Source organism: Microcoleus sp. Pol12A5, from assembly GCF_036701435.1.
Classification (GTDB): domain Bacteria; phylum Cyanobacteriota; class Cyanobacteriia; order Cyanobacteriales; family Microcoleaceae; genus Microcoleus.
Window position 1 is genome coordinate 1 of record NZ_JAUBQU010000083.1, and the last position, 21,567, is coordinate 21,567.

The 21,567-nt window shown below is 46.4% G+C and carries 20 protein-coding genes; 7 read left to right on the forward strand and 13 right to left on the reverse strand.

Annotation, left to right across the window (positions count from 1 at the left end):
• Window positions 1–296 precede the first annotated feature (296 nt).
• Window positions 297–1,397, forward strand: a complete 1,101-nt coding sequence (locus tag QUA45_RS20010; protein ID WP_333221942.1) for a precorrin-8X methylmutase — start codon at window positions 297–299, stop codon at window positions 1,395–1,397.
• Window positions 1,398–1,729: 332 nt separating this feature from the next.
• Here the strand turns inward: QUA45_RS20010 and QUA45_RS20015 are convergent, their stop codons facing one another.
• The 7 genes from QUA45_RS20015 to QUA45_RS20045 all read right to left on the reverse strand — a co-directional run bounded on the left by QUA45_RS20015 (window position 1,730) and on the right by QUA45_RS20045 (window position 10,329).
• Window positions 1,730–2,266 carry an MgtC/SapB family protein gene (locus tag QUA45_RS20015; RefSeq protein WP_333095429.1) on the reverse strand — a complete coding sequence of 179 codons (537 nt, stop codon included), beginning with the start codon at window positions 2,264–2,266 and terminating at the stop codon, window positions 1,730–1,732.
• A 268-nt stretch (window positions 2,267–2,534) separates the two neighbouring features.
• Entirely contained in the window at window positions 2,535–4,652 is a 2,118-nt protein-coding gene (locus QUA45_RS20020) for a DNA-binding protein (RefSeq protein ID WP_333095430.1), read from the reverse strand.
• A 264-nt stretch (window positions 4,653–4,916) separates the two neighbouring features.
• Entirely contained in the window at window positions 4,917–6,686 is a 1,770-nt protein-coding gene (locus QUA45_RS20025) for an NACHT C-terminal helical domain 2-containing protein (RefSeq protein ID WP_333221943.1), read from the reverse strand.
• A gap of 349 nt (window positions 6,687–7,035) precedes the next feature.
• Window positions 7,036–7,728: a hypothetical protein gene (locus QUA45_RS20030; protein WP_333095432.1), complete on the reverse strand. Its 693-nt coding sequence runs from the start codon at window positions 7,726–7,728 to the stop codon at window positions 7,036–7,038.
• Between the two features lie 149 nt (window positions 7,729–7,877).
• Entirely contained in the window at window positions 7,878–8,549 is a 672-nt protein-coding gene (locus QUA45_RS20035) for a hypothetical protein (protein WP_333095433.1), read from the reverse strand.
• A gap of 174 nt (window positions 8,550–8,723) precedes the next feature.
• A complete protein-coding gene (locus QUA45_RS20040) occupies window positions 8,724–9,491 on the reverse strand; it encodes a PP2C family serine/threonine-protein phosphatase (RefSeq protein WP_333095435.1) in 768 nt (255 codons plus the stop codon).
• Between the two features lie 175 nt (window positions 9,492–9,666).
• Window positions 9,667–10,329 carry a VWA domain-containing protein gene (locus tag QUA45_RS20045; protein ID WP_333095436.1) on the reverse strand — a complete coding sequence of 221 codons (663 nt, stop codon included), beginning with the start codon at window positions 10,327–10,329 and terminating at the stop codon, window positions 9,667–9,669.
• A gap of 244 nt (window positions 10,330–10,573) precedes the next feature.
• Here QUA45_RS20045 and QUA45_RS20050 point away from each other — a divergent pair, with 244 nt between their 5' ends.
• Together QUA45_RS20050 and QUA45_RS20055 are read left to right on the forward strand one after the other, a co-directional pair.
• The gene (locus QUA45_RS20050; RefSeq protein WP_333095437.1) at window positions 10,574–11,176 is read left to right on the forward strand and encodes a Uma2 family endonuclease; all 603 of its coding nucleotides are present in this window, start codon (window positions 10,574–10,576) and stop codon (window positions 11,174–11,176) included.
• A 52-nt stretch (window positions 11,177–11,228) separates the two neighbouring features.
• Window positions 11,229–11,483 carry a DUF6737 family protein gene (locus tag QUA45_RS20055; RefSeq protein WP_333095439.1) on the forward strand — a complete coding sequence of 85 codons (255 nt, stop codon included), beginning with the start codon at window positions 11,229–11,231 and terminating at the stop codon, window positions 11,481–11,483.
• A gap of 100 nt (window positions 11,484–11,583) precedes the next feature.
• On the opposite strand, the gene carB is transcribed toward QUA45_RS20055, so the two are convergent.
• From carB to QUA45_RS20080, 5 genes are all read right to left on the reverse strand, one after another.
• Window positions 11,584–14,895 (reverse strand): carbamoyl-phosphate synthase large subunit, encoded by a 3,312-nt coding sequence (carB, locus tag QUA45_RS20060; protein WP_333095440.1) that lies wholly within the window; start codon window positions 14,893–14,895, stop codon window positions 11,584–11,586.
• Between the two features lie 160 nt (window positions 14,896–15,055).
• Window positions 15,056–15,241, reverse strand: coding sequence for a hypothetical protein (locus QUA45_RS20065; protein ID WP_333095441.1), 186 nt, complete (start codon window positions 15,239–15,241; stop codon window positions 15,056–15,058).
• A 304-nt stretch (window positions 15,242–15,545) separates the two neighbouring features.
• Window positions 15,546–16,385: a glycosyltransferase gene (locus QUA45_RS20070; protein WP_333095442.1), complete on the reverse strand. Its 840-nt coding sequence runs from the start codon at window positions 16,383–16,385 to the stop codon at window positions 15,546–15,548.
• Between the two features lie 180 nt (window positions 16,386–16,565).
• Window positions 16,566–16,805: a hypothetical protein gene (locus QUA45_RS20075; protein ID WP_333095443.1), complete on the reverse strand. Its 240-nt coding sequence runs from the start codon at window positions 16,803–16,805 to the stop codon at window positions 16,566–16,568.
• Between the two features lie 120 nt (window positions 16,806–16,925).
• Window positions 16,926–17,072, reverse strand: coding sequence for a hypothetical protein (locus tag QUA45_RS20080; RefSeq protein ID WP_333095444.1), 147 nt, complete (start codon window positions 17,070–17,072; stop codon window positions 16,926–16,928).
• A 283-nt stretch (window positions 17,073–17,355) separates the two neighbouring features.
• On the opposite strand from QUA45_RS20080, the gene QUA45_RS20085 reads away from it, so the two are divergent.
• From QUA45_RS20085 to QUA45_RS20100, 4 genes are all read left to right on the forward strand, one after another.
• Complete coding sequence (locus tag QUA45_RS20085; RefSeq protein WP_172192361.1) at window positions 17,356–17,613, forward strand: hypothetical protein; 258 nt, start codon at window positions 17,356–17,358, stop codon at window positions 17,611–17,613.
• Between the two features lie 13 nt (window positions 17,614–17,626).
• Window positions 17,627–18,829: a murein transglycosylase A gene (gene mltA, locus QUA45_RS20090; RefSeq protein ID WP_445305337.1), complete on the forward strand. Its 1,203-nt coding sequence runs from the start codon at window positions 17,627–17,629 to the stop codon at window positions 18,827–18,829.
• Window positions 18,830–18,981: 152 nt separating this feature from the next.
• Window positions 18,982–19,686, forward strand: coding sequence for a tetratricopeptide repeat protein (locus tag QUA45_RS20095; RefSeq protein WP_333221945.1), 705 nt, complete (start codon window positions 18,982–18,984; stop codon window positions 19,684–19,686).
• A 223-nt stretch (window positions 19,687–19,909) separates the two neighbouring features.
• Complete coding sequence (locus QUA45_RS20100) at window positions 19,910–20,797, forward strand: ROK family protein (RefSeq protein WP_333221946.1); 888 nt, start codon at window positions 19,910–19,912, stop codon at window positions 20,795–20,797.
• A 190-nt stretch (window positions 20,798–20,987) separates the two neighbouring features.
• Here QUA45_RS20100 and QUA45_RS20105 read toward each other — a convergent pair whose 3' ends face one another.
• Entirely contained in the window at window positions 20,988–21,410 is a 423-nt protein-coding gene (locus QUA45_RS20105; RefSeq protein ID WP_333095449.1) for a hypothetical protein, read from the reverse strand.
• Window positions 21,411–21,567: the final 157 nt, after the last annotated feature.

Consider the following 21,567-nt stretch of genomic DNA (forward strand, 5'->3'; position numbering starts at 1 on the left):
GCTTCCAGAAATAGACCTAGCAAGGCTCGCAGACTTTTTTGTTGATATTTGCTTGGCATTAAATCCATCAAGGTATAGACTAATGCTTGAGCGTAATTAAGGATGGTTAACATTAACTTATTACATTGTTTATACGTCCTTTTTTTCACATTTTGGCACCAAATGCAAGGGCTAATTGAGAATGGTGCAAGATCTCAGTTTTAACCGACTTCTGCTATGAGACGGGAATTGATTCACTCCTAAGACTCTGGGTGAATCAGAAACCCAAATATACAATCCCAAAATCCCAAAATCCCATGCAACAATACCTGACAATCAAACAACTTACAGAAGCGGTAAAAGGCACAATTACCCCTCGGATGGTGCGGCATTATCACGCTTTGGGGCTGCTATCTCCGGCCGTGCGATCGACCTCTAACTACAGATTGTATACCCGCAGCGACGTGCAAAGACTCCAAAGAATAGTCGCACTCAAGCAGCAAGGCTTTCAACTGTCTCACATCCGCAAACTGTTAGAAAATGACGCGGATGCTTCCCCTGACGCGCTGATGGCGACTCTGCAACGGCAATATCTATCGGTTATTCAGCAAATTGTTCGCCTCCGAGAAACGGCTTCGGCGCTGGAAGGATTGCTGGGACGGGATATTTCCTGTCAAGCTGTGCAAGCCGACGCCCTGGCGCAATTAAGGCTGTTGCAGGCGGAAACTGAGGGGGGGTTGGATGAGTTGGAACAACTTTGGGAGGGTTGGGATGCGGGGGCCCACACTCACCCGGAGGATTTTGGGGAGTCGTTGCAGCATTTGTTGCCGGATTTGGCCGATCGCTCGGAAATTGAGGTAGACTTGCTTTCTAAACTGGTGTTAGCTTGCGGTGATTGTTCTCTGCTGCCGTTTGTGAAGTTGAGCGAAACGGCGATTAAATCGGCGCGGGAAGCTTTGAAAAATCAGTGTCAAATTGTGGCTGATGTGGCTCCTGTTTTTGCGGCTTTGGATCAAACTAGATTGGCGTATTTGAGAACAAGTATTGCAACTTTAATTGATGACCCGCACATCAATGCTGCGGCAGAAGCAGAACAGGAATTCTGGCAGCAGAGTGAGTGGTTTGATAAGTTGTTGAAACTGGAAAAAGGATGTATATTGGTGATAGGATATGCGCCGTCTGTGCTGATGGCGGTTTGCGATGCGATCGAGAATCGGCAACTACAACCGGCTTTGGTAGTTGGAATGCCGATCGGTTTTAGTCATTCTCCGGTGGCGAAACGGCGGTTAGTGCGATCGGGCGTTGCTTATATTACAACTGTGGGAACTTTTGGCGGCGGGTTGTTGGCGGCGGTTGCTTTGAATGCTTTGGTTGAGTCTTTGATTGAAAAGCCGAATTGTCACTGTCATCTCAAGTAAAAATTGGCTTGAGAAAAGCGTACAAATCAAATTCTCCTTTATCGGGATTTTTTGAGAGCGCAATTCTGGCTTAAAGCTTTGTTTAAAGAGTATGGCAAAAAGAAGTTTTTATATTCTAAGTATTACTCCGATTTCTCGGGGTTTAAGACAGCAATATCTGACTTAATTACTCAGGCTCCTATCACCCACAAACAACATTTAGATTCTCTTTTAACCTAAAAATTTCCGAGCTTAAAGCCAGAGCAATTAACCGCAAAAAGTCCTCAGCTACTCAGGATTGTGTTTGGCCGTGGTGAGTATATCTTGTACTTTTTGAAAGGGAAGTTTAGTTATTATGGCTGCCGATCTCGCGCTGAGGCTGCATCTTTGAGTAGTCTTTTTGGTTGGCTGTTAGCATAAGGACGAATCAAGGCGGACTTCTTAAGCCGTTTGACGCCACTCAAAACCAAGAGTGCAAACAGCGTTCCTATCAAACTCATCACCCACAAACCGCAGCCTGCCGCTGCACCTAATCCGGCAGCCAACCAAATAGTTGCTGCGGAAGTTAATCCTTTTACTTCAGCTTTACCCACTGGGTATTTAGTTTGTTGCAGAATGATTCCGCCCCCCAGAAAGCCTACCCCTGTGGCAACTCCTTGGATAGTTCGGCTCAAAGCATTGGAAGAGGAAAAGGTGCTGTCGCCATCCATCTGCAAAGGAATCATTACAAAGATAGCTGCGCCTAGACTCACAATCATAAAGGTTCTTAAACCTGCCGGTCTACCTGGCTGCTGGCGGTTCATGCCGATCGCGAAGCCTACCAGTAGTGCAGCCGTCAGCCTAAAGGTGACTGTTTGCCAATCGTTGGGGCTGAAAAAGATAGAACTCATTGCCTTTACTCCTACTTGAACTGGCTCTTCACGCGCACGCATTCCCAGGCGTGGCAGGCTGACTCAATGTAACTCCGGTTAGTCGCTAGATTTACTAGGGAATCTGGTTAATTTTAAGTTAAGACTAAGTTAAATTCAAGTAGAGATTCGGCTCGATGTGGGGCCCGGAAACGTCAAACGCTGGAACTCGCAAGCTTTGTTGAGGCGCTTGGCTAATAGCTTGCAGAGAAATATCTGCTGTTGCAAATTTACATCATTGCTTCTTCCTTCACCACTTCCCCAAAGCCCCCCAAACAGTACCCGAAACCACCCCCCAAATTGCCCCCAAACCAGCCCCCACGATCGCCCCCGCCACAGGTCCCAACTCCACCGGCACCCCAGCGCTAACAGCCGGAAACATCGCCGACACCAACGCCCCCAACACAGCACCCGCAAAAGTACCCAAAAAACTGCCCCAAATCGCCCCCAAAGCCCCACCCTTCACCCCCGAAGGCTGAAACGAAATCGGCAGCTTCGGCGAAAACCCGCACAAACCCAACAAACCCCCAGAAAGCACACCCCCAACAGAACCCACACCAGCCGCCACGATCGCCACACCCAGCAGCAAACCCGCAAACTCATCCACCGGCCGCATCTGGACATTGTACTGCTGCCAAACCACTAACCCAGACCCCAACAAAACACCAGCCAGAGTCCCCACAAACGAGCCCCAGACGGCCCCCAAATACGCTCCCCGCCGGCCCCACACCCTCCCCACAGGCAGCGCCAGAGGAGGCCGAAAACTCGCCCAAACACAGCCCCAGACAGCCCCAACCCCCGCCCCAGCCAAAATCCTCTCGCCGATTCCCGGATTGCTATTAATTGCCCCAAACACCGCACCGCCGATCGCCGCCAACAAAAAAGCCCCCCAAGCCGCCCCCACCAAAACTCCGCCCCACTTCCGCCAAATCTGATTCGGCGCCAAAGTAAAAACGCCCCACATCATCCCAAAAAAACAGCCCCAAATCGTACCAACAAAAATCGCCCCCAAAATAGCGGCGCCGCCCTCAGCTATTACCGAATAAATCCCCCCGATCGCCGCCAAACACAAACTGCCCCAAACACCTCCCCAAGCAGCATCCTGAAAAATGCGCTCAAACTTGCCCACAGGAACCCGAGGCGCCGGAGTCCGACTCCGAGAAGACATCGGCATAGGCAGCAGCGGCACTGCGTACTGGCCGAGGGGGCGCGGCAGCCCCGTGGAGGGCTGTTGCCGGCGCACTGCGGGCTGCATCGCGACGGGCGGCGGTTGGGGCTTTTTACGCTTGGTTTTCGCGGGCTGCAAGTGCAATCCGTTGCTGACTGCTTGCCGCGAAGGAAACGGATCGCGCCCTTTCAGGAGTTTTGCCCGATCGCACCAAGGGCACCGACTGAGGTGATTTCCGTATTTATGCTGACTGTTTTTGCTGCAAGTTATCAAAGCATCTTCCGCTTCCCGAATCGCATTCACCCAAGTTTTCGCATCCGGGCGCGCCGAAGGATTGCCGTGCCCTTCCTCAAAACAGCGGATGAACATCTGCCGCAGCCGCGGATGCAGCATCTCAAAAGGAGGCGCAGCCGGCATGGGGCGGTAGGGAATCCGCTTCGTACCTGTAGGGAAATGGCCCGATCGAATTCTCGCTTCCAAAGACGGCGGTTCATCGCTACCGAGATAAACTCCCGAAAACGGGTGCGTACCTTCCATCAGCAATTGAAAAATTAATACCGCTAAACCGAACAAATCGTGTTCTGGAGATCGATCGATATCGCGGAAAGTCTGCCCCTGCAACTCTGGCGGCGTAAACTCCGGTTTCCCCACGGGACACCGATAAACGTAACCCGTATAAGGATCGCGGACTTGAAACGAATCCGTGTCTACCAGCGTTACCAACGCCGTATCCGTCACCAGAATGTTCGACTCGTTTACGTCGCCGATGACGTAACCCCTGACGTGGAGGGCATTTACAGCCGAGGCAAGGTTTCTGGCGGTACGGTGGAGGTAAAGATAGCTAAATAGCGGTTTTTGTTCGCGCCTGGTTTTGGGAGTGTAGAAAGTGTGTACCGGCATCACTTTGTTGACGCGCGGCATCACAAAACCGACAATTTTTTCTCGCCCGCCCACAGTATGCAGCAAATCGATCGGCCAAGCAATGGAAGCGTGCCCGGGTTCCGCGATCGGCGCATCCGGCGGCATACTGAACATGACTGTGAGTTTGTCGCCGTCTTCGTCTGTCGGTTTGTGGTAGATTTTTGCTACAAGGGACGAGTCTTGGGCGATCGGGTAGATGCGACCTTCACCGCCACTGGCGATCGCGGTTTTGGTGTCGATCGCAATCAGTTGTCCGCTAAATTGGCGCTGCAACTGCATAGAATTCCGTTATGGGATACAGGATTTGGAAGCCATGACTCAATAAACTTGACTTGCCCATTAAATCTTACCTTTGTTATGACTTAGGCACCGGTGAGGAGAGACCGGGTTTTTCACCAAAAGACGTGTTGCCGACCGCAGATTCGGTAAAAAACCCGATGTCTTGGGGGGAAGTGGTTAAGCCCTTTTGATGTTAGTGGGATGGGCATCCCGCCCGTCCATCGATTAGTGGAATGGGCGTCTCGCCCGTCCGCGCTATCAAAATTAGATGTGAACCAGCTTCAAATCCACCGACAATAACAACATTTTATCCTCAATTTTTTGTCTGACGGCCGGTGTCACCTGACAATTATCGCTGTTGAGGCATTCCACCAGCAAGTTGTGGGCATAGTAATACTGTTTCAGCAGAGTTTTCTGTTGGGGGCGAAAGTCTCGATTGTAGTCCATCGCAGTTTTGAATTTTGCCAGCCAACAGCTACCGCACTCTTTGCGCCACTTTTTCCAGTTTTGCAAATCAGGCATCTCAGTCTGAAATTGTGCCAGCAGTTGTTTGAGTTCGGGTTCAATATCCAGGGCCCAAATGCCAACTAAAATACCCGCCACATCATTATTATCAAAAGCCAATTTCAGAGACTCGTTAACATCTGCAAATTCTACATTTTTTCCCGCCTTTACCAAACAATTCCGCAACTTGCGAACTTTCGATCTATCAAACTTCAGACTCGGATCGAGGACGCGAGTCAAAGCCAAATCGAGCACGCAAACTAAGGCAACATAAAAAGCACGAATCTCGACGGGTTTGAAATTCCTTTGCACTAACTGAGACTTGTGATTGGCCCAGATTAGCAACTGCTGCAAAGTTTCATCTTTAGCCGCCATACTGTCTAATTTTTCTTGCATCAGCAGCAAAAGTTCGTCAGCCGGTTGCAAAATGCTGGCCACTCTCACAAATTCATTTTTCCACTTTTTGTCGGTAATTCGGCTGACTAATTCTGGCAGCGAGTCAGGGTTGGCACTGTCAATCACATATTCTGGTTGAGTTTCGCTTTCCTCTAGCAATTCGTCAACTGCGCTTTTGATAAAGTTATCCACCAACCAGTCGCGGGTACGCGAGAAATTGCTCTCCAACTCTAGGTAATGACTGCCTAATTTTGCCTTAAAGTCTTTAGGAAAAATCTTTTTAGCCACTAACATATTTTTCCAGCGAGTTAGCTGGCTGGCGTTGCGTTCGGGAAAGCGGTTGTACAAATAGTCGATCGCGATCGCCTCTAAAATATCCGTACCCAGGATTTCCCGACGCTTCACCTCGTTTTCTGGCCATATTTGTCGCGGTCGATTTGGATCCAGATGCTGGCTAACCGTTGGTTCAATCAAGTGTTCAATCAGCCAGTTTCCCCCACTGGAAAAATCGCGATCGAACTCCAAGTAAATCGCGGCAAACAAAGCCTCAAAACTTTCTGAAAAAGATCTAGTGTACTCGCTTTTGTCTGTTTCTTTCCCGTTCCGTACTAGCCAACTAAGTTCGTTTAATTTCAAGTTTTGTGTGAATTCTGCAGTTTTTTTTGAGTCTGCTAAACGAGCTTTTAAGGTTGAGATAGCATCTGGGTCGAGTTCTGGATGTTCACGGTAGAGGTAATCGGTAACAACGGCACCGAAAATCGCTCCCCCTAAGAGTGACAGCCGTTTGTACTTAACCTCTTGCCAAGCGGGAGACTCCTCGGGGCGATCGGAGTCATAGCTGGTAGAGTAACGGCAATTTAAGGCGATTTCCAGCAGTTTTGTCTGCTGAAAGCTGGGAATGTCGATCGCTGCTTTGACTGCTTCAATATCTACATTTTTATGTTTAATTCGCTCTAATTCTTCTTCACATTTACCCCACTTTTCCAACCAATCACCGCCCGCATCTTCCACATACAAATCTACAAAATCTACCCCGTAATTCATCCATTCATCCTGCATTTTTCTGGCTGCTTCCAGTTCTTCCCAGACTTTTTGCAAGTTATTTTCAACGGTGTGTGTACCTTGTACAGTCATAGTATTTGATTTTGATGTATTTTAATTTTATTTCCAACAATTTCACCCTGATTAAATCAAATCTCAATTCAATTTAGAGCGAGTTGGTAGTTATTTCACAAGATTGATTGCTGCGGTAAATCTTCCCATTGCTTAGCCTTCGTATCAAGCACCTGTTGGCACCGTCTGGCCGACTCCTCCCGGAAACCGAAAAGCGGAGGAAAAATCTTGGTCTGTTTTCCCTTTTCCAGAAGCAGGCTGGGGGTTAGGTTTTTGGCATTGTCGAAAATTGTGCAATATGTGAGTTAGTCAAATTTTTTTCACCGAGTTTTAAGCAGTCGAACTATTCTCAGCAGCAGATATGCTTGATTTACGGGAACTTGAGGTAACGACCTGCGGGTAAATTATCGCTATTATATAATGCAATGTTAACTAACTGGTTCAGGAAATTTGCATCGTTTTTATCATAACTTAAAAATAATCCTCTGTCAATCCCCCAATCTTGAAGAGTTTGTTGCCAATTCTGATATTTTTGTTCAGAGAATTCATCCGAAAGAGTTGTGACTTGAATGCAGAGTGGCTGCTGTTGGCGGCTGCTAACGATTGAATCGGTTGCCATAGAAAGATCTGCAACATATCGATACAAAACAGTGCCTTGGCGATCGACAATTCGGGCTGCGATCGCCCGAATCACAATATCATCTCCCGGATCGAATTTGCCGGCCTTGAGTTTTTGTTTCCAGATGTAAAATTTGCGATCGTTTTCGCTCAGCCATTTAGGAAACAGATAGCTGTACCAATACCTTTCCCCCGGAGTCATTAACTCAAACGCGGCTTGCTGTTCTCTTTCCGAAGGTAGAGATTGAACTGTTAGCCAAACCTGAGAATCTCGGATAAGCTGTAGCAAAAAAGCCATCACAAATTTTTTAGCCGTTAGCGAACCGGGTTTAACATCTTTCACCCAGCGATTGATTTCATCCAATCTTCTCGCCAAACTCGGATCTATTGGATCTGCTGCGCTAATTAGGGAGTTGAGCTTATCCTTAATCTCTTGTGCTTGCAAACGACGACCTACTGTACAAACTAAAGCAGAATTGTTGACACCTCGATTTTATTATAGAACCGCGCCAAATTTTCACCGCTCATTAGACATCTCCCAAAATTGTTGTGGGTAAGTATCCTGCCAGCCCTTAACTTTATTTGAGGAGATGTCTATTGAGTAGCTGCTGCTGATTCCCGCAGGCGCTGGTACAATAAAACAAAATAAACATTCATCAACGGCCCGGCTAAAAACCCCAGTAGATTAGCTGTAAGCTGATATGTTACGGATTTCCCCGTCGGATCGATTAATAGGCAAATCGATAGTATTGGCACAAAAACCACAAAAATTATCAGTAAGGCGGATCGAAATACCAACCACCAACGCCCTTTAGTTAATTCCCAACTGCTGCTAACACTGTCGAATGCCGAAGAGTTATCAATAACGGTAGCGTAAGATGAAAACATTAACCGATATGATACATAAACGCCGGGAATTATGAGTGCAATGAAGCCAGCGCACCCCAGTAGCAAACACATAATATAAACCGCAATTAGTTGTAGCAACCTTCTGTTTGCTTGATTGAAAGCCTGACCCACAGTTACTTGATTTTTTGTTAAATCTCGGTAACTGTAAAAAATCATAGCTCCAGACAATAAAGGAACTACCACGAACCAGTAGATAATATTTAAAGCAACACCTGCTGAACCTAGCTTGCCAAACCTATTGATCCCGACAAATATCAAAATTGGAGAGTTGATGAGCAACAGGGGAGCGTATCTATAACCTAGATTAGTAAAGGTTTCTCGCAATAGGCTTCTGGCACTAATTCGTGAAGCTGTCATAATTTTTATCCTGTTTTTTAAGTCGATTTGAACATATTAAATGGGCTTTAAAAATAAACATTATATGGGAGGGTAAGTGAGAATACTCATCAACTCTCTGGTATCTCACGCTCCTACGCTAAACCCGCCCGGACAAGATACTATTTTTGTTAGCCCTTACCTACTTAGACATTATTAATTAGAAAAAGTTGCTAACAATAATGTTAAGTCATCGTCGGTGCGTTCGGAAACGCGGGGCGATCGCAAAAATGACTCTAACTGCTGTTTCGCATCTTCCTCTTCTTTCCACTCGCCCGAAAACCGAAACAAGGGCGCAAAAAACGGCCCGTGGGGCGTGCCTTCGGGGATTTTGAGCGCTAGCATTTGCAAGCCGTCGGAAAAAACCGCTAAATGCCGGAGTTTTTCCCGCAGTACCTTAAATTGCGCTGTTTCTATAGCATTCGGCGAAATCAAAAAGATGGTTTCGTTGATGTATTCGCCGCAGGGAGGTACAGTCAGGGCGATCGCATTTCCTGCACTATCACCTGCTACCGCCGCACCGTCACCGATTTGAGCAACTGCGATTAATTCTGGCGTAGCAACAACAGCAATTAAAGTGCAGGCTAAATCTCTCGGCGCCACTGCCCGCACAGCCGCTTCTGCTTCCACCTGCGCCCGCGCGACTTGCAGTGATGCTGTCAAGAATACCTGCCATTCGTCGTCATTTTGAGGCAGCCTTTCCTGTTGCTGGCAAATCGTTTCGACAACCGCTTCCACAGCAATTTTTGCCCCAACTTCTGCGAGTGCTGCCGAACCCGCACCATCGGCAACCGCTGCCGCTAAAACACCATTTGGCAAGAGACGCCAGCAGTGGGCATCTTGACAAGGCTGCGATCTTTTTTCGTGGCTTGTACCTATCACCGATGCCGCTACAACTTGCCAATTAAAGGATGAATTCTGCATTAATAACTCTTTAACTCAAAACTTCGTAAATTCACAACTATGCAAAATCTGGACGGATTTATTTATCCCTAATTAGGTAGGGCGATGCACACGACACCTTACTTATTATGTAGGGAGATGCACACCGCACTTACCGCTGGTCACTTACTAATGACCAATGACTTCCAACTAATGACTAAACAGTTCCCCATCCGGGTGGTGGCAGTGCTACTTGTTCATCAATTTTTGAGTGAGAAACTCTCTGCATACTAGCCGACAGCCAGATGAACATCTCTCTAAAGTCTAATCCTCTCAATTTTACAGGCGTGCGCTCGACAATTTGCGCCAGACGGGTGATATTAGCACCTTCCACTCCGACAGCAAAAAATGCCACGCGTTTGTTAGTTTCTTCCTCTTTAATCCGCTGTGCTGCTATTTCCACAACATCGTCGGATTCGCCTTGAGGTTCGCCGTCGGTAATCATAAATACCCACGGGCGGTAGTAGGTAATGCCGTTATTGCGGTATTCGGATTTGCGGGCCGCAATGGTATCTAATGCTAGCTGAATGCCTGCGCCCATGTGGGTTTGTCCTTGAGCTGTCAGCAGTGGCGTCTCGAACTGGTCGGCGGTCACGAAGTCTTGCACGACTTTGATATTATTGTCAAATGAAATAATCGCGACTTCGACTCGCTTTTTAGCTAGTTCGTCTTTAATTAGGTCATTCCTAAAAATTTCCAGCCCCTCATTCAAGGCATCTATGGGTGCGCCTTGCATGGAGCCGGAGGTGTCCAGCAGGAGGACGCAGGGACAGCGCGGCTCTGGGTTTTCGGCAAATTCTACGGCTTCGTCTAGTCTCATGGTTCGGGGTTGACCTGGGAGTGGCTCGATTTCTAGGTTTGTTACTTTACTGTATCAAGTCAGTAACAAATTTAAGTGCAAATTGCTAGGGCGATCGCATTTTACCATTTACCTGAATCGATTTTTGATTTTTGATTGTATATTTTAGATTTGAGAATAGGATGTCTGCCGTCAAAAAAACAAATTTCTTCCTGCCTGTGGTAATATAGACTAATAGTATTACTGCCAAATAAGGATAAATCTTATGATTGCAACAGTCACGCAAAAATTAACCTTTGACCAATTCCTTGTAGAATGTCCAGAAGATGGACGCTATGAACTGGTAAATGGAGAAATTGTAAAGATTAATGCCACAAGAAATCATGATGATGTTGCTGATTTTACATCTGATTCATTTAAAGATGAAATCAAACGGCTAAGTTTAAATTACGTTGTCAAAAATACCGCCGTTATCAGAACTGTAACTAAAGCCGGAATCGAACAAGGGCGGAGACCGGATGTCAGCGTAATCGATCGCGATTTGTGGCGATCGCACCGTTCTGCTTATTCTGCCTTACGAGAACCAATTCAACTGGCAGTGGAAGTAACATCAACAAATTGGGAGGACGATTATATAGACAAATTGGACGAATATCGGCGCCTCGGAATTCCTGAGTATTGGATTCTCGATTATTTAGCAATTGGTAGCAGGGAATTTCTGGGAAATCCCAAAGTTCCAACTGTATTTGTTCACCTTTTAGATGCAGAGGGCAACTATCAAAGAAGCGCCTTTAAAGGCAGCGAACGAATTGTGTCGCGGACTTTTCCCGAATTAGCGCTGACCGCAGAAGAGGTGATGAATGTTTAACTTCCGTTAATCCAGCTAGCCAGACTATCATTCATAAAAAATTACTGAAAATATGAAATCTATTTCTGATAAAAAACTTTCCGCTCGAAAAGCTATTAGCCCTTGGACTTACAAACCTTGGTGGTGTCAGCCTTGGTCGATTCTTTTAACTGGTACTAGCCTGATTAGCGGTAGTTGGTTTTTATTAAAAACTGTTTGGATAACTGTTTTAGTCGCAATTCCTTTATTAGCCTGGATGGGTTTTTTCTTGTTAGTTTGGCCGAGGTTGATGATGTCTAGCGGAGTTTTGGATTCTCATCCAGATTAGGTTTTGGTGGTGCACACCCTATGTTTAGGTTTTGGTGGTGTGCACCCTATGTTGTGGGTAAGGTGTGCGGTGCACACCCTACCTTTGAGTGTTTCGCAGTCTAGGTTTGCGGGTAATAGTCTTGAATTGCTTTTACTTCCATCGGGTGGGATTTGAGCGATCGAATTCCCGCTGCTGTAGCTTTGGCACCGGCTATTGTCGTAATAATCGGGATTTTGTAAGTCAAAGCTGTGCGGCGGATAAAGATTCCGTCGGCCCGGGATTCTTCGCCCGAAGGTGTGGTGATAATTAGTTGAATTTTCTCATTCTTGATAGAATCCAACAAATTTGGCCGCCCTTCGTGCAGTTTCAATTCTAAATCTACCTCTAAACCTTGCTCTTGCAATACTTTGCGTGTTCCGTGAGTTGCGACTACTTTGAAACCCAATTCTAAGAATTCCTTGACAACGGGTACAACTGCTAGTTTGTCGCGCTCGCGCATCGAAACCAGCACGGTTCCAAACAGCGGCATCATTTGTCCGGCACCTAATTGAGCTTTGGCAAAGGCTTTGCCAAAATCGGTGTCAATTCCCATGACTTCGCCGGTCGATCGCATTTCTGGCCCTAACAAGGTATCAGTTCCCGGAAACTTAGCAAAGGGCAACACAGCTTCTTTTACCGAAACATGAGTGGGTATAATCTCTTCAGTAAAACCCAAAGCTTCTAGAGTTTTGCCAGACATGACTCGCGAGGCCATTTTTGCTAAGGGAACTCCGATCGCCTTTGACACAAAAGGCACTGTTCGAGAAGCTCGCGGATTAGCTTCCAAGATGAAAACTTGTTCCCCTTGAACAGCAAATTGAATATTCATCAACCCGATTACTTTCAGGGATTTTGCTAATTCTACAGTCCAGCGACGGATTGTTGCCAAAGCTGCGTCCGAAAGCGTTTGGTAAGGGATAGAACAAGCAGAGTCGCCGGAGTGGATTCCCGCTTCCTCGATGTGCTCCATAATACCGCCGATCGTCACATTGCCAGTAGCATCGGCGATCGCATCTACATCCACCTCGATCGCGTTCTCTAAGAACTTATCAATTAAAATCGGATGATCTGGTTCTACTAGCACGGCATAGGTCATGTAACGTTCCAATTCCGTATCGGAATAAACAATTTCCATGGCTCGCCCGCCTAACACGTAACTTGGCCGCACCACTACCGGATAACCGATCCGTTGAGCTACTATTAAAGCATCCTCAAAACTACGGGCTAAACCGTTAGCAGCTTGCTGAATATCCAACTCCCGCAGAATCTTTTCAAAGCGCTCCCTGTCTTCAGCAGTATCAATGGAATCCGGCGAAGTTCCCCAGATTTTTGTTTGTACGTCGGGGTGATTTTCCAGGGATTTTTGTAAAGGTAGCGCCAACTTCAGCGGAGTTTGTCCGCCAAACTGAATAATTATGCCCTCTGGATTTTCAGCTTCGATGATGTTGAGAACATCTTCTTTTGTTAGCGGTTCAAAATACAGGCGATCGCTCGTATCATAATCGGTCGAAACCGTTTCCGGGTTCGAGTTGACCATAATTGTCTCAAAGCCGTCTTCTCCTAAGGAATAGGAAGCGTGACAGCAGCAGTAATCAAACTCGATTCCCTGTCCGATCCGGTTCGGTCCGCCACCTAAAATCATCACTTTTCTTTTGGTAGAAGGCAAAACTTCCGACTCCGGCGTGAGACTGTGGCCTACAGGCGAAACTTTCTTTTCTTCATCGCCCAATTCCCAAATTGCCGCTCCCGCTTCGTAGGTGGAATAATAATACGGTGTAAACGCTTCAAATTCAGCGGCACAAGTATCGACTGTTTTGTAAACCGGAATTACGCCTAACTGTTTGCGATAAGCGCGAACTTGATCTTCCGGTGTTTTGGTGGCGTAAGCAATTTGGCGATCGCTAAAACCCAACTGCTTTACTTCAAACATTGTTTCTTTTGTCAACTGTTCCAACCGCGTTCGTTTCAAGAACTTCTCTGTTTCCAGCAATTCCTGCATTTTATCCAAAAACCAAGGGTCAATTCCTGTGAACTCGAAGATATCTTCCACCGACATTCCCATCATCATCGCGTGGCGAACTGTAAAAATGCGATCTGGATTTGGCGTCCGCAATCCGGCGCGAATTTGTTCCAAACTCGGCAACTTTTCCGGTTTGTCGCACCCGAAACCCGCGCGGCCTGTTTCCAATCCCCGCAGGGCTTTTTGGAAGGATTCGTTGAAGCTGCGTCCGATCGCCATTACCTCCCCAACAGACTTCATTTGCGTTGTCAGAGTCGGTTCGGAACCGGGGAACTTTTCAAAGGCAAATCGGGGAATCTTCGTCACCACGTAGTCAATTGTCGGCTCAAAAGACGCCGGAGTTTTCTTGGTGATATCGTTGGAAATTTCGTCTAGGGTGTAACCTACCGCTAATTTTGCCGCCATTTTTGCAATGGGGAAACCGGTGGCTTTCGAGGCCAAGGCGGAGGAACGGGAAACCCGAGGATTCATTTCAATAACGATGAAATCTCCGTTGACAGGATTGACGGCAAATTGAATATTAGAACCGCCGGTTTCAACTCCGATTTCGCGGATAATTTTCACCGAAGCATCCCGCAGGCGCTGATATTCTTTGTCTGTGAGAGTTTGCGCCGGGGCGACGGTGATAGAATCGCCGGTGTGGACGCCCATCGGGTCGAGATTCTCGATCGAACAAATAATCACCACATTATCTGCCAAATCCCGCATTACTTCGAGTTCGTACTCTTTCCAACCAATCAAAGATTGTTCGATCAAAATTTGCGATACTGGACTGGCATCAATCCCGCCTTGTGCCATTTCTTCAAACTCTTCTTGATTGTAAGAAATGCCACCTCCCGTGCCGCCCATTGTAAAAGCAGGACGAATAATTAACGGATAACTGCCGATTTGGTGACCAATTGCTTTGGCTTCGTCGAGAGTGTTTGCAATCCCCGAAGGGCAAACTGCAACCCCAATTCGCGCCATTGCTTCCTTAAATAATAGCCGATCTTCTGCCATTTCAATTGCTGGCAACTTAGCACCAATCAACTCGACTTTGTATTTTTCTAAAACGCCATTTTTAGCGACGGCGACTGCTAAATTTAGTGCTGTTTGACCCCCCATTGTCGGTAAAATTGCTTGAGGTCTTTCTTTAGCGATGATTTGTTCGAGGATGGCTGGCGTTAGAGGTTCGATGTAAATGCGATCGGCAGTTTCCGGATCGGTCATAATCGTTGCAGGGTTGGAATTCACCAACACTACTTCAAAACCTTCTTCTCGCAAAGCTTTGCAAGCTTGTGTCCCTGAATAGTCAAATTCGCACGCTTGACCGATAACAATTGGGCCGGAACCAATGAGAAGAATCTTTTTTAAGTCTTGACGACGGGGCATAGGTTCGTAATTGGTAATTGGACAAGGTTAAGGATTAATTTGACATTTTGCACCATTTTTCACAAGTAGGAGGCTGAAACCTCTCAACTTTCGCAGCTAGGGGAAGCCCCCCCGCGAAGAGTTTGATCGAAAAATGGTGAAAGATATCATCAAGTCCAAACTATTTTAATTGTTGTTGGTAAGATGGTGTTGTATAATACAAATCCTCTGGTAAAATGCTCTCAGCGTTCCGTTGCTGCTGGCTTAACCCGATGTACAAGGCTTCTGAGTCGATCGCACAGCCTGTTCTACCGCAGATAAATCTTTTGATGGGGAAACGCGCCGAATGTCTGTTCCACCAGAGCAAGAATTACGCAAAAACCGGGTTTTTTCACCAAAATACTTCGGAAACAGGCAGGAGGCCTGTTCCACCAAAGATGAATGTGCTTGAGAGGCGTTAGTCGTTGCCCCTTAAGCAATGATCGGGAAATAGGCATCCTGCCTCAAGTTACACCAGTTTCAAAAAATAATGCAACGGCAGGCCCGTGATCCAAAACCTGATAGTCATTAATTATCAGTCTTTCCCAATTTTTTAATCTCAAATCTCAAATCTCAAATCTCAAATCTCAAATCTCAAATCTCAAATCTCAAATCTCAAATCTCAAAAGGTATTACCTTAGTTTATTTTTGAGATAGCTCTTAATTTTTGTTATCGGTTCCCTCGCCCACGGTTCCCATCGTTTGTATTTTACATTTAGCCTCACAAGCCAATCGGAATTATTTTTAATTAGGCGCAGGTCATCCTTAAACGGCGTCTGAGACAACATCTCCAGCCATAATTTATTAGGTTGGGGGCTTTCCCAAGGTTTCGGACTGGATATAAAATGCATCACTCTAGTTGACATATCCTCCGTATTGTGGTTGTTCCATATCTGCTCTAATCGCTTCCACCTTCCCTTTAAAACCGAATTTGATGCCCCTTGGTCGCAATCGCACCAAAGGTTGATGCGAGCGTTTTCAAGCATTTTTTCAGACAGTTTTTCCTCTTCCCAAAGCTTCAGATTAAAAACTAAGAGACCTGCATTGAAATAAGGTTTTTTATCAGCCGGGTTGTTTGGATTTCCCCACACATTGAGCGCTGCAGCTACGGGCATTCCTTCAAAGTCTAAGTTCCACAGAGGATCTAAGCTGCCCAGAACTATCATGTCGCTGTCGAGCCAAATCAGTCTGTCTTTGACCTTGGTGTATTTGTCCGGTTCCAATCTCGCGTAAGTCAGCTTAGAACCCGACAGGGACAGCAATCCCCCGTAATTCGGCTTAACTTCTTCCCATTCAATCTCGTATTTGCAGCACTGTTGCAACTTTTCCTTTTGCTGTGTATTTATACCTGTTGATACCACAGTAACGTTGACAGGCAAATTCGGATCTTCGGTAACATTGAGTTCTATGGATTTCAGCAGGGCTGCTATCCCCAAAATGTAATTTTTATCGCCAATAATGGATATGTTCATTTCACTGATTGATGAAGGTTTATAGAAAATATAAATAGCATAATTTTTTTTTATCAAGGCAGATCGCCAGTTGATAGAACTTGGCAGAAACCGAGTTTCTGCACAAGCCCTACAAATTAAGGTTCCCACGGATCGAAGTGCCTTCGGTGACCGTCCGATGTGGATGTAACAGGCGAATTCTTAAGCTTTTCGGTGACGGCGAATGAATACGCTAATCACTTGTCCCGGCTTTGCACCTCGCTGGGGTGGGATCCAATCTCCGACGGCGGCAAATCCCAGTCGGTACAATGTGTGGATGGTGTCTAACACGGCTGCGCGGCAACCGACAACCGTTATCCGCACTACTTCCTGTTCCGATAATGCTGAGTCGTCATTTGGACGCGCGGAAAAGTTATCGTCAGGCACGAATTCCTGTGACATAATATGGTCTCCTGGTTTTTGGGTTTTCCTAGAAAACCAAAAACCCAGCCGCCCCGCACGTTAACACAGAGCAGGGTGGCTAGAGAGAGTGTTAAAATTCTCGATTAGCCTCCATACTGCTTACTCAGTTTGGCGGTTAGCTGTCCATTGCTGTTGGTAGCAGCTTTGGGCAGTGCAACTAGATTTTTGGGCGACGCGGGCTGCTTCCTGTTTGAGGAAAGCAGCCTTAATTTCACACCGTAGCCGCAATGGGGGGGCCGCCGTCAATAGATTTTAGATTGAGATTTTCCTGCAACAACTTTCCGGTCTCTCCCACCCTCCGCTTCTCCCCGTCTGTCCCTCTCCCTCCACCCAACCTACTAGATGAGGGAATGCGCCGAGGAAGGGGTAAAATATGGAATCGTTCCAAAAGCTTAAAATCAAAAAACTAAAATACAGATATGCCTAGAACACAAGTGCGAATATTCCTTGCACCTGCTGCTTGAGGGCAACCACATCAATTTTTGATTTTTGATTTTTGATTGTCCTCCAACAACTCTCTCCATCTCCTATGCCTAGAACACCCAGCGAATATTCCGTGCACCTGCTGCTTGAGGGCGGCCACCGCGAAGAAGTGCGTTTCGCAACGCTGCAAGATTTTCAAAAGTGGTACAGCAGTACGCTGGTGCCGAAACAAGATTCAAGAGAATTTCTTAACGTCCCGATCAAAAATATTCAAGGCGAATACATGGTAGTTCGGCCTACCAGCGTTCTGGCAATTCGCGTAGAACCGATATTTACTTCTAGCGTCGAACGATACGATGAATAAGGAAAATAATCAATTGAATAGGAAAGATTGGAAATTGAGCAAGATTTTTCGCTATCAGTTATTAGCCGTCGTCTGTTGCGTTTTGGCGATCGCTTTTTCGGTGCCCGCCGTTGCAGTTGCGCCACTGCAACCAATTAGTATAAATCAATTGCAAGCGGGCGATTCCGAGGATCTCGCCTTTGACGCTCAAATCTGGGGAGAAAATGGCAAACCGGGCGATCGGGAATTTCTGTTAAAGTCGATCGACAACAGCCTCCGCTATCTCGATACATCAGCCGCCGCCACTGCTTACAGCCGCTATCCAGTAGCAGGAGTTACGCGCGATCGAGTTCGGCGTTCTCTCGATCGATTTCGCCAATTAGTTGTCAGTTCGACAACTCCGGCACAACTCCAGGAATCGGTCAAGCGCGAATTTGTATTTTATAAATCCACGGGCAAAGACGGCAAAGGAACAGTCGCATTTACGGGTTATTTCGAGCCGACTTACGCAGCATCTCGCACGCCGAATTCCGAATACCGTTATCCCCTGTACCGGATGCCGCCAAACATGGCATCTTGGCCGAAACCTCACCCGACCAGATTGCAATTAGAAGGCGAAGATGCTTTGCAGGGAAGCAAAGGATTGTTGCGGGGATTAGAATTAGTTTGGTTGCGCGATCGATTTCAGGCATTTCTCGTGCACGTCCAAGGTTCTGCGAGATTGCAGCTAACAGATGGTAGCGTGATGACCGTCGGTTTTGCAGGCAAAACCAGTCACAGTTATACAGGAGTCGGGCGAGAATTAGTTAAAGACGGAAAGTTTACTTTAGAAGAGTTAAATTTGCCTAAACTCAAGGAATATTTCACTAATTTTCCGGCAGAGATGAACAAGTATTTGCCGAAAAATGAAAGCTTTGTATTCTTCCGGGATACTAACGGAGTTCCAGCTACAGGAAGCATTGGAGTGCCAGTAACTGCCGAAAGGTCTATCGCCACCGATAAAGCTTTAATGCCCCCTGGCGCACTAGCATTAATTAGTACAAAACTCCCTTATCCGAATGCGGCGCGACAACTCGAACAAAATGCGGTAAATCGGTACGTTTTGGATCAGGATACCGGCGGTGCAATCAAAGGCGCGGGGAGAGTTGACGTATTTATGGGAACGGGGAATTTAGCGGGCGATAGGGCCGGTTTTATCAACTCAACAGGAGAACTGTATTATCCGCTTTTAAAGTAGATTAATTCTACTGATCTGATTGTTTACTGTGCGTTGCAATCCCGGACACGGCAATGCGCCGTGTCCCTACAGATATCGCCGACAATCAATATATAATCTATTTTTGATAATTGCTATAACATAGAAAATACCCCACCCTCTCAATCTTACAAATGCTCAACAAAATTCTGCAATTCTTCAAACGACTATTTCAGCGAATATTCGGAACCCCAACCCCATCCACCCCGCCGGGAAATACCGCCCTCCGCCCAGCCTTAACTGACGCTGAATACGAGTCGAAATTCATGGAAATATTGGAAGGGGTGAATGCCGGCTGGAGTCGAGGGGATGTAGCGGGATTCTTAATCGCAAAACGCCTTAAAGATGGTGAATTGGCGGCTTGGTTGCGACGGTTTGGGCAAAGATTGTTAGAGGGCGAACATGATGAGACTGCTGCTGCGGATGCCGTGGCATCGCTTCAGGAATTGGCGCAGCGGCTGGTATTGTTAGGTAGAATTGCCAGCGGGGAATTGTCAGAGGTTGCCATGCAAATTGGGCGGGAGATATTGACACGGTTTCCGCTGCCGGAGGTTGAGGAGGAGGATACAAAGGGGAGGGTGATTGAGGCAGTGTTTGTTGGGGATGGTTTGGGTTTTGCTGGGGAAGTGAACCGCAGAGGCGCTGAGGGTGCGGAGGCAGAATCGGAAGTTAATGTAGAGGCGAAAGCCTGGTGCGAGCGAGGGAATGAGCAGTATAATTTAGGAAGATTTGAAGAGGCGATCGCATCTTATAACCAGGCAATCGCTCTCCAACCAGACTATCACGATGCTTTGCACAACCGAGAGGTAGCGCAACGTAAGTTAGGCGAAATTAAATAGGCGAACTCGCTTGTATCCATAATTTTTTCTAGGTATTGCGCTCGTTATGATACTATTAAGGATTTAGCGCAGTTTCCCTCGCTAATTATATACACTAAAATAAGAGTTGGATGATTTTAATCCTCACTACAAACTTAATTGGTAAGGTGCACAATCCGTATCCTAAAATATGTTTATCCTATGAGGATTAATCCCAAATCCTTGCATCCAAAACCCACATCGAATGACACAAGTAATCGGCATTGACTTAGGCGGCACCGCAATTAAACTCGGCAGATTTAGCGAAGACGGCATTTGTCACCAATCCTTAACTGTCCCAACCCCTCAACCCGCAACGCCAGAAGCAGTTTTAGCTACAATGACCGATGCTATTTTACAACTGAATCCGGTCGAAAATGCTGTAAGTGCGATCGGCATTGGGACTCCAGGTCCTGCAGACGCCGCCGGTCGCCTAGCCAGAGTTGCAATTAATCTCAAAAACTGGCATAATGTCCCCCTCGCTGACTGGGTGGAAGCTAAAACCGGACTGCCGACCATATTAGCAAATGATGCCAACTGTGCCGGATTTGGAGAAGCTTGGTTGGGCGCAGGAAGGCACTTTAAAAACCTAATTTTAATAACTTTAGGTACAGGAGTCGGCGGTGCAGTTATCCTAGACGGCAAACTATTTGTAGGTCATCAAGGCGCGGCCGGAGAACTAGGATTGATTACTATAAATCCCGACGGCCCGGAGTGCAACAGCGGCAATCGCGGTTCTTTAGAACAGTATGTTTCGGTGCAGGCAATTCGCCGGGAAACTGGTTTAGAACCTATAGAATTAGCCAATTTAGCTAAGTCGGGAGATGCCAAAGCTTTAAAATATTGGCAAAATTACGGGCGCTATCTGGGTATCGGTTTGGCAAGTATAATTTATGTTTTAACGCCGGAAGCTATTATTATCGGCGGCGGAATTAGTGCAGGTGCAGAATTTTTCTTGCCGCAGGTTCAAGCCGAAATTCAGCAACGTGTACTGCCGAGTTCTCGCGAAGATTTACAGTTATTGGTTGCTGAATTGGGCAATCAAGCAGGCATGGTAGGGGCGGCAAAATTAGCTTGGCAGCTTGTTGAATAGTTAAAATTTTAAAACTCAGCGCATTTTACTGCGCTTTTTTCATATCTAAAATTAGGATGCAACCTAAGCACTTTAGCTAAAAAAAAATAAAATGAATGTGAGGAGTTACTAAACATAGTCTCCTTCATCTTTCATTGTTAGTGCTTCTAACTAAGGACTAATGACCAATGACTAATGACTAATAACTTCTTCATGGCAGTGATTGTCCAGTCGTCTTTTTAATGTAGTCCTGAATTTCTTGATAAGCGTCCGGGTTGCTTTGGCGCAGGATAATAATGTTAGTTGCGCTGTCTGGCAGGCAAAAGCTTAGCCGACCGTTTTGTTCGCAAGCAAAAGAGCTAATTCGACTCATATCGATCGCAAATTCTTTGCGGTCATAATGAATTTTAATCCACGAACCTCTAGAATTGCGATCGATGGTTTTTTTGAGGTAATCGAGAACTTGCTTGTAAGCCTCATAATTGCCTTGGGGATTGAGGATAATCGGCTGACTGCTATTAGGCAGCCAAAAGGTGAGACGCTTGTTATCCAGTTCGCTAGAAAAAGCACTAATAGTGTCAAGGTCAATTATGTATGTACTTTTCTCATAAGTAATTTTGCTCCAATAAGCCACAAAGCCTCCTCAAACCTGTGTTTCCTGGTATTTTAGGATAGTTTGACAACTCATACCATTTTAGATTTTAGATTTTAGATTTTAGATTGGGCATGACTGATGACTATCGGGATTGGGAACGTGCCTAAAGTTGCATTTTTTTGGGAAACTGGTATCG